Raw genomic sequence first — 17,797 nt, 5'->3', positions numbered from 1 at the left:
GCTTAGACTCTCGGGCTTAGACTCACCCCCGGCAACCGCCTGAACCTATTCCGCGGCAGTAGCGGAGCCGGTGTAATCCGACGACAGAATCACGATGACCTCGTGGTTACCCATCTCAACGTTGGCGGTCGCCTGGCGCACCTGCGAAATGTCCAGCTTCGAGGCGATGCTCTGCGCCTGCGACTGGTAGCCCTCAGCGTAGTAGACCACGCTGGTTGCCGGTGCCACACCCGTGTAGTTTGCCGTCTCGTTGATGGTGTAGCCGGTCAGCAGAGCCGCCGCACGGGATGCGCTACCCGCCGGAGCCGCCGCATTGTAGACCGCCACAGAGATGGACTCAGCCAGACCAGTCTTCGTAGCACTTGCCGAGGCGGAAGCCTTAGCCGGCGCAGAGGACGCAGAGGCGCTTGCGGGGGCGGAGCTACTCTTCGCGGTGGACGCCGAATACTGCGGGGAGGCGGTGCGCGGCGCGTACACGTACATTGCGCCGCCGATGAGCAGGCCAACAACGCCAGCTACTACCAGGGGGATCGCGCCCTTGGGGCTCTTTGCCGGGTCAGCATTGACCGCGCGGTAGGTTCCGCGGCGGGCGGTGTTTTCGTCTACCTCGTCAAATTCGTCGCGGGGGTAGCTCATTTATCCTCATTTCACGGGTCTCTGTTTACCGGCTGGTACCGTACCGTCCTGCCTGGCGCATGGGCTGACGCATCGCGCGGCTACGGAAGGTACGGTCTTGGTGTTCTAGTACCTAGAGTACCGTCTCAACTAGCGAGAACCAACGTGAACGCCCCGCAACCGGCTGCGAAAGAGACGGGCACCGCACAGTGTTCAATCTCTAGCTGAACTTGAGGTGCGCGGGGTTGAAAGCAGGATTTGGAAAGCTCGCACGACTCCCCCAGTTTGAGCCCCTAGTCAGCGTCTCGGCGGACGCGCAGAACGTCGATCATCTGCGGCGCTGCGGCGCGTACCCGCTCATCGTCCAGCATCACGTTCAGGCGCTGGTAGTAGGCAATCGGGGTGAATCCGGCGGCGATAATCGCCTTCTCTTTGGAACCCTGGTGCTTGAAGCGGCGGCGCTCCACCTCAAGGATGCGGCGCTCCACCGGGCTCAGGCCGCCGGGTTGGTTCTGCAGTTCCGACTGGTTTTCTACTTCCGCCTGGCTCTGCACGGTTTCAGTACGTTCCTGTTCTGACACATTCCCTCCTGTCTGTAGCTCACCTGCCACGGCGGGCGTCTCTAGCGTATGTATTCGTCATCCCCTAGTCTAGAAGAGAACCCTAGCCTAGAGAAAGCCTCAGTCTAGAGAAAGCCTCAGTCTAGAGGAGAAGCATTCATCCCGCACCCCTCCCGTTACCGTCAGGGTCGCATCAGCCTCAGGAGATTCATGAACCAGCCCCTCAGCAGCATTATGAGCGAGGATTGGGCGGCAGCACTCGCCCCCGTCCAAGAGCAGATTCACGCCATGGGCGCTTTCCTGCGTGAGGAGCACGCGGCGGGGTACCGTACTTTCCCACCTGCTACCGATATTTTCAATGCGTTCCGCCGCCCAATGAGCCAGGTGAAGGTCCTTATTATTGGTCAGGACCCCTACCCCACTCCGGGTAATGCGATGGGTCTGTCGTTCTCTGTGCACCGTAGTATGCCTCTGCCTCGTTCGCTGAATAATATTTACAAGGAGCTGCAGGATGATTTGGGTATCGCCCCGGCTGATCACGGTGACCTGTCCTGTTGGGCTAATGAGGGTGTCATGCTGCTCAACAGGGTTTTGACGGTGCGCGAGTCTGATGCGGGTTCGCACCGCGGCAAGGGTTGGGAGGAGATCACCGAGTGCGCTATCAGCGCGTTGGTGGCGCGTAACCAGCCACTGGTGGGTCTACTGTGGGGCGCGGATGCGCGCAAGTGCGCACCCATGCTGCAGCCGTACCCGAGCGTGGAGTCGACGCATCCTTCGCCGCTGTCTGCTCATCGTGGTTTCTTTGGTTCGCGCCCGTTTTCAACCGTAAATTCTTTGCTGGTGCAGCAGGGTGCGGAGCCGGTGGATTGGACAGTCCACTAGGACGGCTCGCTAGGCACAGTAAAAGATCCAGCGTAAGAACTGACGCAATGGATGTAGCGAAGGGGCGGTAGCATGTGAGTTGAACTCGTATGCTACCGCCCCTTCGCTACATCCAATATATGCAATATTGACTATATACCCTTGAAAATAAGGTTAAGAATTTGCCGGCTCCACATTCCGCGGAGTCATAAAATGCTGTAGCGCGTACTGCATCGTGTAATTGCCCAAGGCAACACCCGAAGCCATCGCCACAACAATTGAAACCGCCGTAATCATATTCTGTAGACCCAGAATCACATCCGTCTCAACCGTCAATAAATACATACCACGGAAGAACGACAGACCCGGCAGCAAGAACGTAATCGCCGGAATCGAGAAAATTGCCTGAGGCACATGCAGACGGTAGGCAAAATACGTGCTCAACGCACCAATCACAACCGCCGCACACGCCGTCGGACCACGACCAGTACTCGGACCGGCAAATATCTCGTAGCCGTAATACGCCGCCAAACCGCAACCCGTAATGACCATCAGCCAACCGACCTTCACCAGTTTCGTCTGCAAGGTAATTGCAAAAGTTGCAATCGCTACCAGGAAGAAGAAAGACGCCACCAGCGGGGTCGTCGGCTCAAAACGCAGCTGCTCAATATCCAGGGTCGGTCCGTTGAAAATATTAATCGCACTCACCGCGGTGGCAATACCAACCACCAGGCCCAAGAAGCTCATACCCGTCGATACAAAACGGCCCGCAGCCGTCACCGGGAAGCCATTGATCGCATCCTGCACGGCACCCACCAGACGAGGAGTCGGCAAGAACATAATCATGCCCGCAGCCACCACCAGAGGTGCCGAAATCGCCTCTCCTTGACGCTGAAGCACCGAAAGAATGGACCCTTCACCGCCCAGCCAAATCGCCAAGAAAGTCATCAGACCTGCACTAGCAGCCATGCGGAAGAAGACCGGAATACCAATCGAACTCAACCACTGAATCAGCAGATACACGGGAATAAAGATAATCGCAGCGCTCAACGCCGTCGCAAAACTCGCCCCCAGCGCCGCTGTCAGGGTTCCAGCACACGCTAGATTCGCTAGCCACACCACCAGAGGCGGGAACGGCTTAGGGCGGTGCGTAATCTGGTTCAGCTTCAAATCAGCCATTTCCAGGGTCATACCGCCGCGAGTGATCTTGTAAATCAGTCCGTACACCTCAGAAAGTGCCTCATAGTTCTCCGTAGAGGAACGCACCACACGCACCAAAGTGTGGGTGAAGCGCTCCTCAGCGTTCACATTGCGCTTAGCGATGCGGGACTCCATGTAAATATCGGGGTCCGACGTATAGTTGATGGTCACCGACTGGTTTGTAATATCCACTTCAACCGAGTCCAAACCATACGCCGAAGAAACCGCAATAATCGCCGAGTCAACATCCATAGCATCCGCGCCATAGTGGAACATCGCCTCTGCCAGGCGCAAGGTGAAGTTCAGCGTATCACGAGCGTATTCCTTCTCGCGGCGGAATGCCTCACGACGCTCATGGTCTTCGGTACGAATAGTCGGCACAAACTGACGCTGAGCAATCCGCTGAGCACCGCGCGGGGCAGCCGGTGCAGCCTCCTCAGCGCGCACGAAGGAGCGGAGGCGACGCGAACCCCAACGGCCACCACTACCGCGCCCAAACAGGCCGCGAGAGCCACCGTTGACCAGCGGTACGGAGGTGGTGGACATTGAGACAGGTCCAGTTTTCGGCACGGCGGTAGGTTCCGCACCGTAGCGTCGGGCTGCGTGAGAGTTCGGCACCTGCGGAATCATGCCAGTCATAGGTACCGGTTGGGAGGGCCGAGTCAGCGCCGCCTCAGTCACCATATTGCTTGAAGTGGTGGGGTGCGGGTCCTCACGGTATGCGTCCAGGTCGTCCACAGGTATGAGGGAGGGATCAATAACGGTGCGTGCACCGTGACTGTTAGAGCTCGGCTCGGGGTCGCTGGCGGGCTCTACCTCCTGCGCGGGGATGCCCATGTCCGCAGCTACTTCTTGGAGTACTTCGCTGACAGCTTCTGCTGCGACGGTACCCTCCTGAGTTTTCGCAGAGGGGGTCTGCCGAGCCAATACACGGCGTAATTTCTCGTCGGTGACCTGGTCTAGTGAAACCAGGGGAAAACCGCGCTTACCGGCAATGTAGCCTTCGGTAGTATTCTGCTCGCTTCCTTCCGTCGCGGCAGTGTTTGCTTCGCCTGCATGCGAAGCTTCCCGCGATGTGGAGTTCGCGGGGGTGTTCCTCGATTCTGCCAATGTCCCTCCCAGATAGACAGTGCCTATTTAGTCTAACAAGGGCAGGATTCTGTGGTAGCACTGGCAAACAGAAATATCGCTTTTCTATCCAGCGGTTATATGAGCAAAAAAGCGCTCTACGATATCTACAATAGATAGCTTCGTTGCACTGGAGAGAAATATAGGTTTCTAGCATACAGAAAATATTTTGGGAGATATTTTCAAGGAAAAATAAATATTATATGTACATTAAGATTTATACAAAGAAATATCTTCCATCTACCTTCACTCATAACTCAATAAAACACGAATTATTCATAATAAAATAAAGAAATATCCCGCCACCGAAGTGACGGGATATTCACGCTTTAAGGCTGTAGCCTTCACAGCCTCCGAAGTGCACCGCTTAGGGTTGACCTCAGAGGCGAGAGTCAATTACTCAGCGTCGTGGTCGGTCTCGAGGATCTTAACCAGCGAGTCCAGAGCCTCTTCAGCACCTTCGCCCTCAGCGCGCAGGACAACAACGTCGCCGTGCTTTGCGCCCAGGGACATCAGGGACAGAATCGATGCAGCGTCCATAGCCTCATCTGCGGGCTCACCCTTAGCAGCAATGGTCACCTCAACGGGGAGGTCGCCAGCTGCCTCAGCGAAGATAGCTGCCGGACGTGCGTGCAGGCCAACACGGCTTGCAATAGTGGCTTCGCGCTCTGCCATTATGTTTCTCCTTTGATTAAGGAACTGAAAATATATCAGTACCTATTCTAAATGAACGGGGCGCTTCAGGACCCGCCCTTACTCTATAAATTGTACCGTTCAGCCATACGCTAACAAGTACAAAAATGCCGGATGCAAAAATAAGACCCTGCACCCGGCATTTTTACGGATCCGGACACTACCTCCACACCCCGTCGAGGGGCGGTAGGCAGAACACGGAATCGTTTTAAGGCTTAGAGGCCCAGCTCGTCCAGAATCGGCAGAGCCTTACGTGCGCTCTCCTTCGCCTCAGCAGAAGAAATCTGCTGCAGAGCGATAGCCGCAATCTGCTGTGCCTTCTCCTTGGTCACAGACTTCAGAACCGCAGCCACAGCGGGGATAGCGCCAGCATTCATGGACAGAGTGTCAACACCCAAACCAATCAGAACAACAGCCAGAGCCGGGTCAGCCGCAGCCTCACCACAGACGCTCACGTACTTCTTCTTACCCGCGGTGACCGATGCACGCTGAGCACCCTCAACGGTCATCTTAATCATCTTCAGCACTGCAGGCTGCCAGGGGTTGTTCAGGTGCGCCAGGTCGCCCAGCAGACGGTCAGCCGCCATGGTGTACTGGGTCAGGTCGTTGGTACCGATGGACACGAAGTCGACCTCGCCCAGGATAGCCTCAGCGTTCATCACAGCTGCGGGGGTCTCAACCATCACACCGTGAACGGGCAGGCCAATCTCCTTGAGCATGTTCGCGAAGTTTCGCGCCTCCGAAGTGGTCGAAATCATCGGAGCCATAACCCAGATATCAGCGTCGGAGTTCTCCGAAGCAGCCTTAATAGCCTCCAGCTGGCGGGTCAGAACGCCCGGAACGGTCCAGTCGGTACGGAAACCACGAACACCCAGTGCGGGGTTCTCTTCGGGGTTCACGTTCAGGAACGGTAGGGGCTTGTCAGCGCCAGCGTCCAGGGTACGAACCACAATGTGCTTGCCGGGGAATGCGTCAAACACGGACTTGTAGGTCTTAGCCTGAGTCTCGATGGAAGGCTCAGCGTCGTGGCCCAGGAAGCCAAACTCGGTGCGGAGCAGGCCAACTCCCTCAGCCTTCAGGCTTGCAGCCTTCTCAGCGGACTTGCCGTCACCAACGTTTGCGTAGAGCTCAACGCGGGTGCCGTCAGCCAGCACACCCTGACCGTCGAAGTCAGCGACGGGCTTGCGGTTTGCGTACTTGATTGCTGCTTCGCGGTCAGCGTCGGTGGGCTCGGTGTCAACGATGCCTTCGTTGGAGTCCACGTAGACGATGGTGCCGTCAGCAATGTCGGTCACGCCCTTAGCAGCCACAATAGCGGGCAGGCCCAAGCCGCGAGCCAGAATAGCGGTGTGTGCCTGCGGTCCACCGTCAGAGGTAATCAGTGCAATAACCTTCTCGGGGTCCAGAGTCGCGGTATCAGCCGGTGCCAGGTCAATAGCAGCCAGGATGAACGGCTCGTCAGAAACGGGGATGCCGGGAGCCTGCTGGCCGGTCAGCTCAGCAACGATGCGGGCACGCACGTCGTGGATGTCGGTGACGCGCTCAGCCATGTAGCCGCCCAGGGCAGCCATCTGGTCTGCGAAGGAGGTTGCGGCCTCCCAGATTGCGCGCTCGGGAGCCATCTCCTGAGCCTCAACTAGCTTGATAGCGCTCTTGATGAGTGCACGGTCGGTAGCCATCTGAGAGGTGGACTTCAGAACAGCCTTACCGTCACGGCCTGCATTCTCTGCGCGAGCCAGCAGGTCTTCCTTGACGCGGACCGATGCGTCCTTGATGCGCTGTGCCGCAGCCTCAGCGGTCTCACCGCTCAGACGCAGACCATCCTTGGGTTCCTCGATGGGCTTAGGCATCTGAAGAACGGGGCCAATAACGCGGCCGGCATATACGCCGACGCCCTTGTAGGTAGTCATAGAGTTCATGTCCTATCTGTGGTTTGTCTACAGTGTAACGTGTTTTTTTCACACTCACGCCCGCAAACAGACGATCAAATGCAAGGTGAGGTTATACGGCCTTTACACGGATGCCTTAGAGCGGGCACCCAGGGACTTCAATACCACGTACAGCAACGCCGAAACAATGGTACCGGCAGCAACAGCCACCAGGAACATCAGCGGGTTCTGCGCCAGACCAATAATCCAAATACCACCGTGCGGAGCCGGAGAAGCCACGTGCGCACCCATGGAGATTGCACCGGCGATAGCGCCACCAACAATGGTCGAAGGAATCACGCGAGCCGGGTCAGCCGAAGCGAAGGGAATAGCACCCTCAGAGATGAAGGATGCACCCAGCAGCCACGCAGCCTTACCGTTCTCACGCTCGTTCTCATTGAACAGCTTGGGGCGCAGAGTGGTTGCCAGAGCCATAGCCAGCGGCGGAACCATACCGGAGATAATGACAGCAGCCATGATTTCCTGGTTCACAGTCGCCCCCGAGGACAGGCCAGCGGTTGCGAATAGGTAAGCAGCCTTGTTGATGGGACCGCCCAGGTCAGAAGCCATCATGGCGCCCAGAATCAGACCCAGCAGCAGAGCAGAACCGCCAGACATGGAGGTCAGCCAATCCTGCAGGGTGGTCATAACCCAAGCCAGGGGCGCACCGAGCAGCAGGTACATCGCCAGGCCGGCAACCAGAGAAGTTACCAGCGGGGTGATGACCACGGGCATCATCGAGCCAAGCCAGCGAGGCAGCTTCAGGGTGCCCAGAGCGTACGCAATCAGACCGGCGAGAATACCGCCAACAATACCGCCAAGGAAGCCCGCGTTCACCGCAAGAGCCACCGAACCGGCAATGAAACCCGGAGCGATACCGGGACGCTGAGCCAAACCGTACGCAATGTACGCGGCAAGAGCCGGAACCATCAGGCTCAGACCGAAACCACCGATGGTCTGCAGAACAGCACCCAGGTACAGGGTCCAGTGCACATCACCGAGGTTGAACAGGGTTGCCGAATCGAGAATTGCCTTGGTGTTCACATCGCCGAGATTCGGCATAGTAATTGCCTCGAAAACGAAGCCCAGGGCGACCAGAATACCACCGGCAGCAACGAACGGAATCATGTAGGAGATACCGGTCATTACAGCCTTGTAGATGCGCGAGCCCCAAGCGCCTTCGGTAGCGCCTGGGCTGTCCTCACCGCTGGATGCGGCAGCAGCAACGCGTGCACCGTTGGGGTTCTCAGCCTCAGCTAGAGCCTCCGCAATCATTTCCTTAGGCTCGTCAATACCGCGCTTGACGGCAGACTCGACAAAGGGCTTACCCGCGAAGCGGTTACGCTCACGCACGTTCACAGACACCGCAAAAATCACGGCGTCTGCGGCGTCAATATCAGCCTGGGTCAGCTTCTCATTACCCGAGGAGCCCTGGGTCTCAACCTTCAGATCGTAGCCGAGCTCTTCAGCAGCGTACTTGAGGGCGTCCGCAGCCATGTAGGTGTGGGCGATACCGGTGGGGCATGCAGTCACAGCAACAATCTTCTTCACCGGAGCCGAAGCAGCGGGGGTTTCCTGAGCGGAGGCGGCGGGGACAGCTTCGGGGGGCTTAGCTTCTGCCTTCTTCTCGCCTACGCCGAGCGCACCGTTGACCAGCTCAACAATCTCTTCAGCCGAGGAGGCTTCACGCAAGGACGCGGTGAAGCTCTTCTTCATCAGGGAACGTGCCAGGGTGGAGAGCAGTTTCAGGTGAGCCTGGTCAGCGCCGTCGGGTGCAGCGATGAAGAAAATCAGGTCGGCGGGGCCGTCCTTTGCGCCGAAGGAAACTGCCGGGTTGGGGCGTGCCATCGCCAGGGTCGGCTCGGTGACGGCAGCGCTACGGCAGTGCGGAATCGCAATACCACCGGGGATGCCGGTGTCGGTCTTGGATTCGCGTGCCTCGGCAGCCGCGTAGAGCTGCTCGAAGTCGGTAGCGCGTCCAGCGTTTACGACTGCCTGGGCAAGCTTGGCAATTACGTCGAATCGGGTCTCACCGAGATTCTCGTCCAACAGGACGAGATCTGCGGTAATCAGATCAGACATATTCCCTCCTCGGGTATGTGTTGGGGCGGGGATTCGCTCAGTGGTGCGGTGCTTCTCCCCTATATGGGTTCAAAGTGTGTGCAGTGTGTTGTGTTCGTATGTGTGTGGCTGTTTAGGTAGCACCGCAGCTTATATTCCCTTCTGAGAATAAAAGCTGGAGGTGTGAAAACAGCCGAATTAGAGCTGCAACTGACGAACACTAACCTTCTCAGGAGCGGTCTGCTCTAGCGAAGGCATACGGGTACCGGGCAGGGCAGCAGCAGCCGAACCGTGAGCTACCGCCTGAACCAGGCAACCGGGGGCATCCTCACCACGAGTGTGAGCAATCAAGAAACCGGACAGCGACGAGTCACCGGCACCCACAGTGCTACGAACCTGAATCGGCTCGTGCACAGCGTGCCAGATACCCTGCTCAGTGACCAGCACGGCACCGCCGCCACCGAGGGTGGCAAGCACATATTCGATGCCGTCGCCGAGTAGCTTCTGGGCGGTGCGGGCGGTCAGCTCGGGGCTGGCCTCCAGCTCCTCCCAGTTATCGCTACCGGTCAACTGAGCCAGCTCCTCCGAGTTGGGCTTAATCAGGGTCGGCTTATGCTCACCGGCAACGGTCGCAATCAGCGGCGCTTCAGAGGTATCAATAGCAATCTTGCCCTCGTAGCCGGAGGCGCGCAGTGCCGCCACCAGCTCGGAGTAGTAGGTCGGCTCCAGACCCGGAGGTAACGAACCAGCCAGAACCACCCAGTCGGCACCCTTGGAACGCTCAACTACCAGCTCGTCCAGCTTCTGACGCAGTTCGGCATCAAAAACAGTGCCGGGGGCATTCAGTTTGGTGGTGGTACCATCCGGATCAACCACGGTGATGTTTGAGCGAATCGGCTCACCGGTGGGCAGGTTAGTGAACTCGACGTCCACAGCCTGCAGTGCGGTCAGCACCGGGTCGCTGGCTTCACCGGGCACAATGGCGAGGGTCGACACACCGGAAACCTGCAGAGCGCGGGAAATATTCACGCCCTTACCACCGGGATCCTGTACGGCACCGACAGCACGCTGCACGGCACCGTGAGCCAGGGGTGTACCAAGTTCAATGGTGCGGTCCAGGCTGGGGTTGGCGGTCAGAGTAATAATCATTAGGCAATCACTATCTCAACATTTGCGGCCTCGAGTGCCTGGCGAAGGGCACCTTCGGGCTCGCGATCAGTAATGAGGGTGTCAATATCCTCAAATCCAGCGAAGCGGACCAGGGATTCCTGACCGAACTTCGCGGAGTCACAAAGCAAAACCACACGGCGGGCTGCCTTACAAATTGCGGTCTTGACGATGGCTTCGTTCATGCCGGGGGTGGAGATGCCGAAGTGGGCTTCAATGCCGTTGGCACCGATGAAAGCAATATCGGGGCGCATGGTACCGAAGTGCTCTGCGGCGCGTGCACCAACAGCAGCCCAGGTCATCTTGCGCAGCTGGCCGCCAACCAGTTCAAGGGTAACGCCCTCGGCTTCGGCGAGCTTGACTGCAATATGCAGTGCGTGGGTGATGATGATGCGGTCGTTGCCAGTCTTGAGGCTGAAGTTCTCGGCTCCGATGTGGTCGGCAAGAATTTCGATGGTGGAGCCTGCATCTAGGACGATGGAGCCTGCCTCGGAGTCGCGCAACATCTGGTATGCCTTGGTGGCGATGCGGCGCTTCTCGGGGGTGTTCATGCCCTGTCGGGAGGAGATGGAGGACTCCAGGGAGGTGGACTGCTCAATGGTGACCGCACCACCGTGGACGCGGCGGAGCTTACCTGCCTCTTCCAGTGCGGCGAGGTCACGACGCACGGTCTCCATGGTCACATCGTAACGACGCGCAAGGTCAGCGCCGTTGACACGACGTGCGGAGGCAACAAGCTTTGCAATTTCGGCACGGCGTTCTTCTGCGAACATAACTCTGGTGTTCCTTTGGGCTAGTGGGAGGAAATCTGTGCGTTCTTTTCTGCATTCTGCTCGGCTTATATGGCCATGAGAGACATGGTTTCAGTGAGCCAGCAAAACACGTGAGGGTAATACTTGATTTTATGTGGGTTTTTGTGGGTGAGTCAATACAAAACGCTGTATTTACCAGAATATTACCCGAATGTTCCCTACCGAAACCACACTATATCGGAGGTCACCGCCTGTTTATGTCTGTTTGACCTAATAAATTGTTGGGTTTTCTCACTCCCCCACCATCCGCACAGTGTTAAACCCTACACAGCGCCCTAACAAGGCAAAAAGTGGAGGCGCAGGCCCCAAGAACCCTCAAAACCAGCGCCTCCACCGAGTGCAGCACCTTACTTACCTTGACGTTCGCGACACACACGACGCCAACGATGCACACCCAAAGCACCCGCCGCGCCCAGCAGGGCACCCAAACCATTCATCAGCACATCCACCGCGTCACCTGTACGATCCGGCATGAAACTCTGAATCGTCTCAATGCAGGCGCTGACCAGGAACCCCAAGTACAGCACATGGGGGCGTGCCTTCGGTTTGAGCAGCAGGGCAAAGAGAAAACCGCCCGGAATGAACATTATGACGTTCGAGAGCTGCTCGATGCTCGAATAGGTGATGAACGCGGGCAGCCAGCCTTCGGCGTGGCCGGTGTCCAAAAACTGCACCATGCGGCCGCCCATCTCGTTATCGTCCACGTGCACGGGCGCGAACACAATACTCGCCACCACCGCGCAGTACAGCGCCGTGACGGGCCAGAGAATCAGCTGCCACACGCGAGCTCCGGAGCAACCGCTACCGGGTTGTCCGTTACCAAACAAGGCGACCCGCCTCATCGAACTGCTTGGTCGAGTCCCACGCAAACAGGCCCGGCACGTCAATGGTGAGCGGTTCGGCATTCGGCACGGTCACAGTCCACTCTTCACCGGCGGCTGCGGAGAGAGCGCGGCGGATAAAGCTGCCGTGGCTGACGGCAATAATCTTCTGGTCTCCCGAGGCTTCAGAGAGTTCACGCACGATGCCGCGCAGGGTACGCACGGCACGAATGTACACGTCACGCTCGGATTCCACGTTCGGGTAGTAGCGTTCCGGGGCGCGGCGTTCGGGGATGGGAATGTCCAGGCCCTCACCGGCACCGTAGGCGCGTTCCACCAGCTCGGGGTAGGTCTTGTGCACCTGCAGGTCGAAGTGCTCACCGACCAGCTGCGCCGTCTCGTGGGCGCGGGACAGCGGAGAGGACACCAGCACGGTGAATTTCAGACCCATATCGGCCAGCTTCTGGCCTGTGGTGCGTGCCTGCTCACGGCCAGTGTCGTTGAGCGGAATATCGGTGATGCCCTGCATCAGGTTCGCCTTGTTCCAGTCGGTTTGGCCGTGGCGAATCAGGGTAAGGGTCGTGTTTTCGGCGCCCGCCGGAACTTCTTCAGGGCTCAGCTCGGGTTCCTGGTGCTGCACGAGCAGGCGGTCGATTGCGTCGTCCAGGTACTGCAGGGGCACCTCGGTCAGGGAGGCGTTCACGGGGATCGGGTAGATGCCGTCCTCATTGAGCAGTTCGGGGTGGCGTTCAGCGACCAGGGCGGTCATGGTCATGGCAATCAGCATGCCGTGAGCGGCGACCACAACGGTCTGACCCTCGTATTCGCTGCGGACTCGGTTCAGCGCCGCGAGGGAGCGGGCGAGGAAGTCCTTCTTCGGTTCCACATTGAAAGCGTTGTTGGACTGGCGGGAGGCGAGAATCAGCTCGCGGGTAGCGATCTGGCCTTCCAGGTCACCAAAGGAACGTTCCTGGAAGCCGTCAACGGCACCGCGGTAGGGTACGCCCAGGCCTTCGGCTACGATTTCGGCGCTTTCTACGGCGCGAGAAAGGGGCGAGGAGACGATAGCGTCCACGGTGATGCCCTCAGCTGCTACCTGCTGCAGGGCGCCGATAGCGGTTCGGACCTGCTCCCTGCCGGTGTCGTTGAGGGGGATGTCGGTGCCGCCCTGGAAGCGGTGGTCAATGTTCCAGTCGGTCTGGCCGTGACGCAGGAAGATGATGCGGGTTCCTGCTTCGAGGTTGGGCACCGGAGTGATGATGGGGGTGTTCTGTGCGTCGGTCATCCTTCTAGTATGGCACTGCCTCCATGCAGTTCAAGGCCGCCGCGCAGTTCAAAGCCTCAGTGCAGTTCAAGGGGTGTGCGGCTTACTTATCCCTTCTGCTGAGGCGCACTCATACCGCGGTATGAACTGCGGGGTGGTTGAGCGCCCGGTCGGGCGAATTTTTTCAGGGTTTTCCCATATTTTTCAGCCCCCAGACGGAGGGGTGAGCTGCCGAGAAGCTGAGATGATAGAAGAGTACTTCCGTTAGTTCATACCCAATGAAGGTTGTCATGACGCAGAATCCTCAATCTCAGAACCCGCAGTTCCAGGCTCAGAACCCGTACTCAATGACCCCTCCGCAGGCGGCGCAGCCTGCCGGTCAGTATTCCGCTCAGCAAGGTCATCCCCGGCAGGGTCAGCCCGGTCAGCCTACCCAGCAGAGTCAGGCAGGCTACTATCAGGGCCAGCAGGGCTACCCGGCTCAGGCACCTCAGCAGATGCAGCAGGCGCCCTTCGCGCGCGGTGCGATTATTTCTGCACGTAACCTGCACAAGTCGTACGGCAATAACCCGGTGCTGCGTAACGTGAGCCTGGATATTTTCCCCGGCGAGTCCGTGGCGATTATGGGTCCTTCCGGTTCCGGTAAGACCACCCTGTTGCATGCGCTTTCGGGCATTATCAAGCTCGATGCCGGTTCTGTGCTGTTTAATGGCCCAGCCGGTCAGGTGGCGGTGGAGTCCCTCAGCGAGCGTGAGCGCACCTCCCTGCGCGCTAACTCGTTTGGTTTCGTGTTCCAGCAGGGTCTGCTGGTTCCCGAGCTAACTGCGGAGGAGAACGTCTCCCTTGCCGCGATGATTGCCGGTATGCCGCGCCAGCAGGCACGCGCCGTTTCGATTGATTTACTGAACCGTTTGGGTCTGGGTCAGATGGTGGATCGCCGTATGGGTGAGATGTCTGGCGGTCAGGCGCAACGTGTGGCTATTGCCCGTTCGCAGGTGAACGGTGCCCCCGTGACTTTCGCTGATGAGCCGACCGGCGCGCTGGACTCTAAGACTGCTCGTGAGGTGATGGCTCTGCTGCTGACCATGATTCCGCAGCAGGGTAAGACTCTGCTGGTGGTTACTCACGACCCGAACGTGGCGGCGGCGTGCTCCCGGGTGGTGTATCTGCAGGATGGTCAGATTGTGAGCGATCAGCGCAATAACCAGGGCGGTGTTCCCGCTTCCCAGAACCACGCTCAGAGCCTCGGCGCTCAGTCTCAGGCAGGTGCATAATGCAAATCTATGCTCTACTCGCCAAGCGAACCCTATGGAGTTCGCAGGCGATTCTTCCCGTGCTGGCTTTTGCCGCCTCCTCGGCACTATTTTTGACGGTTGCCGGTGGTGTTCAAGCGCTGAGTACGTGGCTTGAGCACGCCAACGTTGACCACGAAATGATCAAGCTGATGGGCATTCAGAAGCTCTACATGGGTTTGGCGTGGGTTGCCGCTCTGGTGCTGATTGTTCCGCTCTTTACCCTGGGCGCTTCGGCTGCTCGTTTGAGTGCCCGCCGCCGTGATGAGCGTCTGGCGTCCCTGCGCCTGATTGGTGCCTCCACGACCCTAATTGTGGGTCTGTCTGTGGCGGACGCACTGGTGTACTCTTTCGTGGGTTTCATCATCGGTCTGCTGCTTTACCTGGTGCTGATTTTCCCCTTTGGCGCTTTGCACTTCATGAACGTTCCGCTGGGTGCTGAGAATATGCTCCTGCCGGTGATCGTGATTTTCTACTGCTTCCTGGGCTGTATGGTCCTGGCGGCTCTCAGCTCCCTCTTCGGCCTGGCGAAGGTCAGCATCAGCCCGCTGGGTGTGCGCACCCGCGCGAAGGCTGGATCCGCCGGTTACATCGCTCTGGGTATCGGTATTGTTCTAGTCATTGCCGTGATGATTCTGGCATCAACCTCCACGGGCTTCAGCATGTTCTCGCCCTTCCAGAACGGCGGTGCCGATAGCGCAATGAAGAACCTGGCGATTTTCATTGCGTTGCCGGGTGTGCTGATGATGATTGCTATCGACCTGATTGGTACTTTCCTCGTGTGGGCGTACGCGAAGATTCGTGTGCGCATGACCCAGAAGGCGTCGGTTCTGCTGGGTTACCGTGCGGTGCTGGAATCCCCGCGCGGGGCGTGGCGTCAGGTTTCGGGTGTGGCGCTGTCGACCTTCTTGGTGACCTTCTTCGGCCCCATCCTGATTCTGGCAGGTGAGATGAGCAAAGACGCAAAGGAAGCCGGTCCTGCTGCCGGCCCTTTCATGACCATCATGCAGGATATCTTTCAGGGCATGCTGCTGATGCTGTTCTTCTCGTACCTGCTGGTCACTCTCTCCGCAGTGCTGAACCAGAGCGCCGCCATTTACGAGCGTGGTTCGCTGTATTCTTCGCTGAATATGATGGGTACCCCCACGAGGATGTTGCAGGCTTCGCGTCTTACCGTGGTTTTCGGTCCGTTGGTGCTCATTAGCGTAATTTCTGCGCTGCTGGGTCTGCCGCTGACGGCATTGATTGCAGCGCAGGGTCTTTCCGGTGAGATTCTGACGAAGATGTTCGGTCTGACCTTCGGCGCTATTGCACTGGGTCTGGCTCTGGTCTATGTGGGCTTATTGGCAACCATTCCATTTATGCGTCAGGTGACTCATAAGCCGGTGTCCGCTCTCTAAGCTGTTTCAGCTTCTGCCCTCCCATTGCATCCGTTCTGGATGCGGCGGGAGGGTTTCTTTATGTCCGCGTTTGTGCGGTGTGCTGGTGTGCTTTTGTACTGCGTGATTTTGTGCCCTCATCCGGTTTGTGCCCTGCATGTTTTCTCACGCACCGAGCCACCGCTTCCATAGTCTAAAACCCTGTGAGAGACTAACATTATGTTTGAACACACCGTACCCTCCGATTGGTTCCCCCGCTGCGCCATCTTCGACTGCGACGGCATCCTCCTCGACTCCGAGACCGTCTGGAACGATGTGCAGCGTGAGCTTTTCGCCCGCTGGTCTGTTCCCTTCACCGAAGAGGTGGAGCACCGCCTCACCGGCCTGGCGGCAGCCGACGTCGCGCAGGAGCTTGCCCTGCTCTCCTACGAGGCGCAGAACGGCCAGAAGCCGGACACCGCCTCCGCAGAGTACGCCGAACACCATGAACGCGTGATGAAGGACCTGCTCACCACCGAGCACGAGGTCATCAGCTCCGGCGTGGACCTGATTGAGGGTGCGCAGAAGTTCCTGGGCTTCCTGAGCGAGCACATGCCGGTTGCGGTGGCGTCGAACTCCACCGCGAACATTCTGACCCTGAAGATGGAAAGCTACGGTTACGCCCCGCTGGTGCGCACCTGGGTCAGCAGCAACGACGTTCCGGCCGGTAAGCCCGCCCCGGACATGTACCTGGAGGCGGCACGTCGCCTCGGCTTTGAAGGTCACGAGGCGCTGGCGTTCGAGGACTCCCCCGCGGGCGCGCAGGCGGCACGTGACGCCGGTACGAAGGTCATGATTTACGTGCCGGAAGGCACCGACCCGGCAAAGGCACCGGCCGGTTTTGGGCGCTTCGATTCGTTCAACGACCCACAGCTCTGGGAGGCGGCACGCACCTGGATTGCCAAGCTTGAGGCGGCACAGCAGTCTGAGGCGGCGCAGGGCTAAGTGGCACCCGCCCCACCTCGTAGCAGCATAAAGAAAGACCCCCGGTCTGCTCCTTATGGAGCAGACCGGGGGTCTTTTATGCTTATCAGCTGCCTCTCTAGCACCCGCTCTTGTAGCCCTTTGACTTCATCAGCACTCTCGCGGAGCGCTACTTTTCCAAAGTGTCACTAAACGGTACCAATACAAAACATCACGAGAACCTGAACATTGGCAGGTTCTCGTGATGCTAGGTGTTTTAGAACTCCAAGGATGCTTATTTCGGCTGTTGCTTATAGAAAACAAAAGCGTACAGGATACTCATAAGTAGAACTACAACCTGAGCCAAAGGGTCAAGCCAATACACTTGTAAAATTACCACAGCCAACATAAAAAATACGGATTTTATGAAGGATGCCGCAGGTTGTACGTAGTTCTTATTTGCACGATATGCAGAGTACCCAACAAATCCACAAAGAATTAAAATACCGGCAACATTATAAAACATTGAATCATGCGAAGATGTAAAATAATAGAAAGAATAACCTGCGAAACATAATTCAGGTACCGGTATGTATCTAGTGTCGACCAACTTAATCACCTCAGATATTTATTCAACTTTTGCTTTCAGCGGTGGTATACACCAATCTGCGTAGAACGCGATTTCACGTCCTTCTACACAGGCTCCGACAATAGCTGTTGATGATATCTCTAGTTTAATGTGAGCCGGAATACTTTTATGATATCAATTAGCAAAATGGGAGTCAAGATTATTTTAGTAATAATTCAATAATAATTTGCACCACTACAAACTATAGTGTTTAGCGGCTAAAGCTCCCAGCCCGTTCTCTCTCCTCAGCAAACTTGCATCCTAAGTCGTCTTAATGCGCTTCAGATGCTCCTCTGCCTTACACATTTCTAGGTTCTTATCGCAGATACAGCGGTAAACAGTCTTCACTTCCCCTGTTGCTTTCACCCACCTCTCTTCTTCTTTCCTACGTGCGTATGCTTTTCCGCTGGTGCGCACCTGAATCACCAAGCTTGAAGCGACGCAGC

Annotated in this window: 14 protein-coding genes; 4 read left to right on the top strand and 10 right to left on the bottom strand. The window is 57.7% G+C overall.

Annotated elements, in window-relative coordinates; translation table 11 throughout:
* Positions 1-45: 45 nt before the first annotated feature.
* Complete coding sequence (locus QFX07_RS01010; protein WP_279754732.1) at positions 46-636, bottom strand: LytR C-terminal domain-containing protein; 591 nt, start codon at positions 634-636, stop codon at positions 46-48.
* A 272-nt stretch (positions 637-908) separates the two neighbouring features.
* A complete protein-coding gene (locus tag QFX07_RS01005; RefSeq protein WP_279754730.1) occupies positions 909-1,196 on the bottom strand; it encodes a DUF3263 domain-containing protein in 288 nt (95 codons plus the stop codon).
* Between the two features lie 189 nt (positions 1,197-1,385).
* On the opposite strand from QFX07_RS01005, the gene QFX07_RS01000 reads away from it, so the two are divergent.
* A complete protein-coding gene (locus QFX07_RS01000; RefSeq protein WP_279754729.1) occupies positions 1,386-2,057 on the top strand; it encodes a uracil-DNA glycosylase in 672 nt (223 codons plus the stop codon).
* Between the two features lie 153 nt (positions 2,058-2,210).
* Here QFX07_RS01000 and QFX07_RS00995 read toward each other — a convergent pair whose 3' ends face one another.
* The 8 genes from QFX07_RS00995 to QFX07_RS00960 form a co-directional block, all read right to left on the bottom strand.
* Positions 2,211-4,346 carry a threonine/serine exporter family protein gene (locus QFX07_RS00995; RefSeq protein ID WP_279754728.1) on the bottom strand — a complete coding sequence of 712 codons (2,136 nt, stop codon included), beginning with the start codon at positions 4,344-4,346 and terminating at the stop codon, positions 2,211-2,213.
* Positions 4,347-4,760: 414 nt separating this feature from the next.
* Complete coding sequence (locus QFX07_RS00990; protein ID WP_005504506.1) at positions 4,761-5,039, bottom strand: HPr family phosphocarrier protein; 279 nt, start codon at positions 5,037-5,039, stop codon at positions 4,761-4,763.
* A gap of 233 nt (positions 5,040-5,272) precedes the next feature.
* On the bottom strand, positions 5,273-6,967 hold the full coding sequence (gene ptsP, locus QFX07_RS00985) for a phosphoenolpyruvate--protein phosphotransferase (protein ID WP_279741072.1): 1,695 nt from the start codon (positions 6,965-6,967) through the stop codon (positions 5,273-5,275).
* A gap of 102 nt (positions 6,968-7,069) precedes the next feature.
* Complete coding sequence (locus QFX07_RS00980; protein WP_279740972.1) at positions 7,070-9,067, bottom strand: PTS fructose transporter subunit IIABC; 1,998 nt, start codon at positions 9,065-9,067, stop codon at positions 7,070-7,072.
* Positions 9,068-9,244: 177 nt separating this feature from the next.
* The gene (locus tag QFX07_RS00975; protein WP_279740974.1) at positions 9,245-10,195 is read right to left on the bottom strand and encodes a 1-phosphofructokinase family hexose kinase; all 951 of its coding nucleotides are present in this window, start codon (positions 10,193-10,195) and stop codon (positions 9,245-9,247) included.
* Positions 10,195-10,986 carry a DeoR/GlpR family DNA-binding transcription regulator gene (locus QFX07_RS00970; RefSeq protein WP_049357323.1) on the bottom strand — a complete coding sequence of 264 codons (792 nt, stop codon included), beginning with the start codon at positions 10,984-10,986 and terminating at the stop codon, positions 10,195-10,197. Before QFX07_RS00970 ends, QFX07_RS00975 begins: the two co-directional genes overlap by 1 nt.
* Before the next feature lie 386 nt (positions 10,987-11,372).
* Positions 11,373-11,852 carry a VanZ family protein gene (locus tag QFX07_RS00965; RefSeq protein ID WP_279754727.1) on the bottom strand — a complete coding sequence of 160 codons (480 nt, stop codon included), beginning with the start codon at positions 11,850-11,852 and terminating at the stop codon, positions 11,373-11,375.
* The gene (locus QFX07_RS00960) at positions 11,842-13,131 is read right to left on the bottom strand and encodes a histidine phosphatase family protein (RefSeq protein ID WP_279740977.1); all 1,290 of its coding nucleotides are present in this window, start codon (positions 13,129-13,131) and stop codon (positions 11,842-11,844) included. Before QFX07_RS00960 ends, QFX07_RS00965 begins: the two co-directional genes overlap by 11 nt.
* 269 nt (positions 13,132-13,400) lie before the next feature.
* Between QFX07_RS00960 and QFX07_RS00955 the strand changes: the two genes are divergently transcribed.
* From QFX07_RS00955 to QFX07_RS00945, 3 genes are all read left to right on the top strand, one after another.
* Positions 13,401-14,384 carry an ABC transporter ATP-binding protein gene (locus tag QFX07_RS00955; RefSeq protein ID WP_279754726.1) on the top strand — a complete coding sequence of 328 codons (984 nt, stop codon included), beginning with the start codon at positions 13,401-13,403 and terminating at the stop codon, positions 14,382-14,384.
* Positions 14,384-15,802: an FtsX-like permease family protein gene (locus tag QFX07_RS00950; RefSeq protein ID WP_279754723.1), complete on the top strand. Its 1,419-nt coding sequence runs from the start codon at positions 14,384-14,386 to the stop codon at positions 15,800-15,802. The genes QFX07_RS00955 and QFX07_RS00950 overlap by 1 nt, the downstream gene beginning before the upstream one ends.
* Before the next feature lie 198 nt (positions 15,803-16,000).
* The gene (locus QFX07_RS00945; protein ID WP_279754722.1) at positions 16,001-16,765 is read left to right on the top strand and encodes an HAD family hydrolase; all 765 of its coding nucleotides are present in this window, start codon (positions 16,001-16,003) and stop codon (positions 16,763-16,765) included.
* Positions 16,766-17,797: the final 1,032 nt, after the last annotated feature.

The sequence above is a fragment of the Rothia similimucilaginosa genome (assembly GCF_029850985.2).
Taxonomy (GTDB): Bacteria; Actinomycetota; Actinomycetes; order Actinomycetales; family Micrococcaceae; genus Rothia.
This window is presented reverse-complemented; position numbering and strand designations above follow the sequence as displayed.

Coding starts and splice junctions, on each gene's coding strand:
- QFX07_RS01010 (WP_279754732.1), bottom strand. CDS start 636: ATGAGCTACCCCCGCGACGAATTTGACGAGGTAGACGAAAACACCGCC.
- QFX07_RS01000 (WP_279754729.1), top strand. CDS start 1,386: ATGAACCAGCCCCTCAGCAGCATTATGAGCGAGGATTGGGCGGCAGCA.
- QFX07_RS00990 (WP_005504506.1), bottom strand. CDS start 5,039: ATGGCAGAGCGCGAAGCCACTATTGCAAGCCGTGTTGGCCTGCACGCA.
- ptsP (WP_279741072.1), bottom strand. CDS start 6,967: ATGACTACCTACAAGGGCGTCGGCGTATATGCCGGCCGCGTTATTGGC.
- QFX07_RS00980 (WP_279740972.1), bottom strand. CDS start 9,067: ATGTCTGATCTGATTACCGCAGATCTCGTCCTGTTGGACGAGAATCTC.
- QFX07_RS00975 (WP_279740974.1), bottom strand. CDS start 10,195: ATGATTATTACTCTGACCGCCAACCCCAGCCTGGACCGCACCATTGAA.
- QFX07_RS00970 (WP_049357323.1), bottom strand. CDS start 10,986: ATGTTCGCAGAAGAACGCCGTGCCGAAATTGCAAAGCTTGTTGCCTCC.
- QFX07_RS00960 (WP_279740977.1), bottom strand. CDS start 13,131: ATGACCGACGCACAGAACACCCCCATCATCACTCCGGTGCCCAACCTC.
- QFX07_RS00955 (WP_279754726.1), top strand. CDS start 13,401: ATGACGCAGAATCCTCAATCTCAGAACCCGCAGTTCCAGGCTCAGAAC.
- QFX07_RS00950 (WP_279754723.1), top strand. CDS start 14,384: ATGCAAATCTATGCTCTACTCGCCAAGCGAACCCTATGGAGTTCGCAG.
- QFX07_RS00945 (WP_279754722.1), top strand. CDS start 16,001: ATGTTTGAACACACCGTACCCTCCGATTGGTTCCCCCGCTGCGCCATC.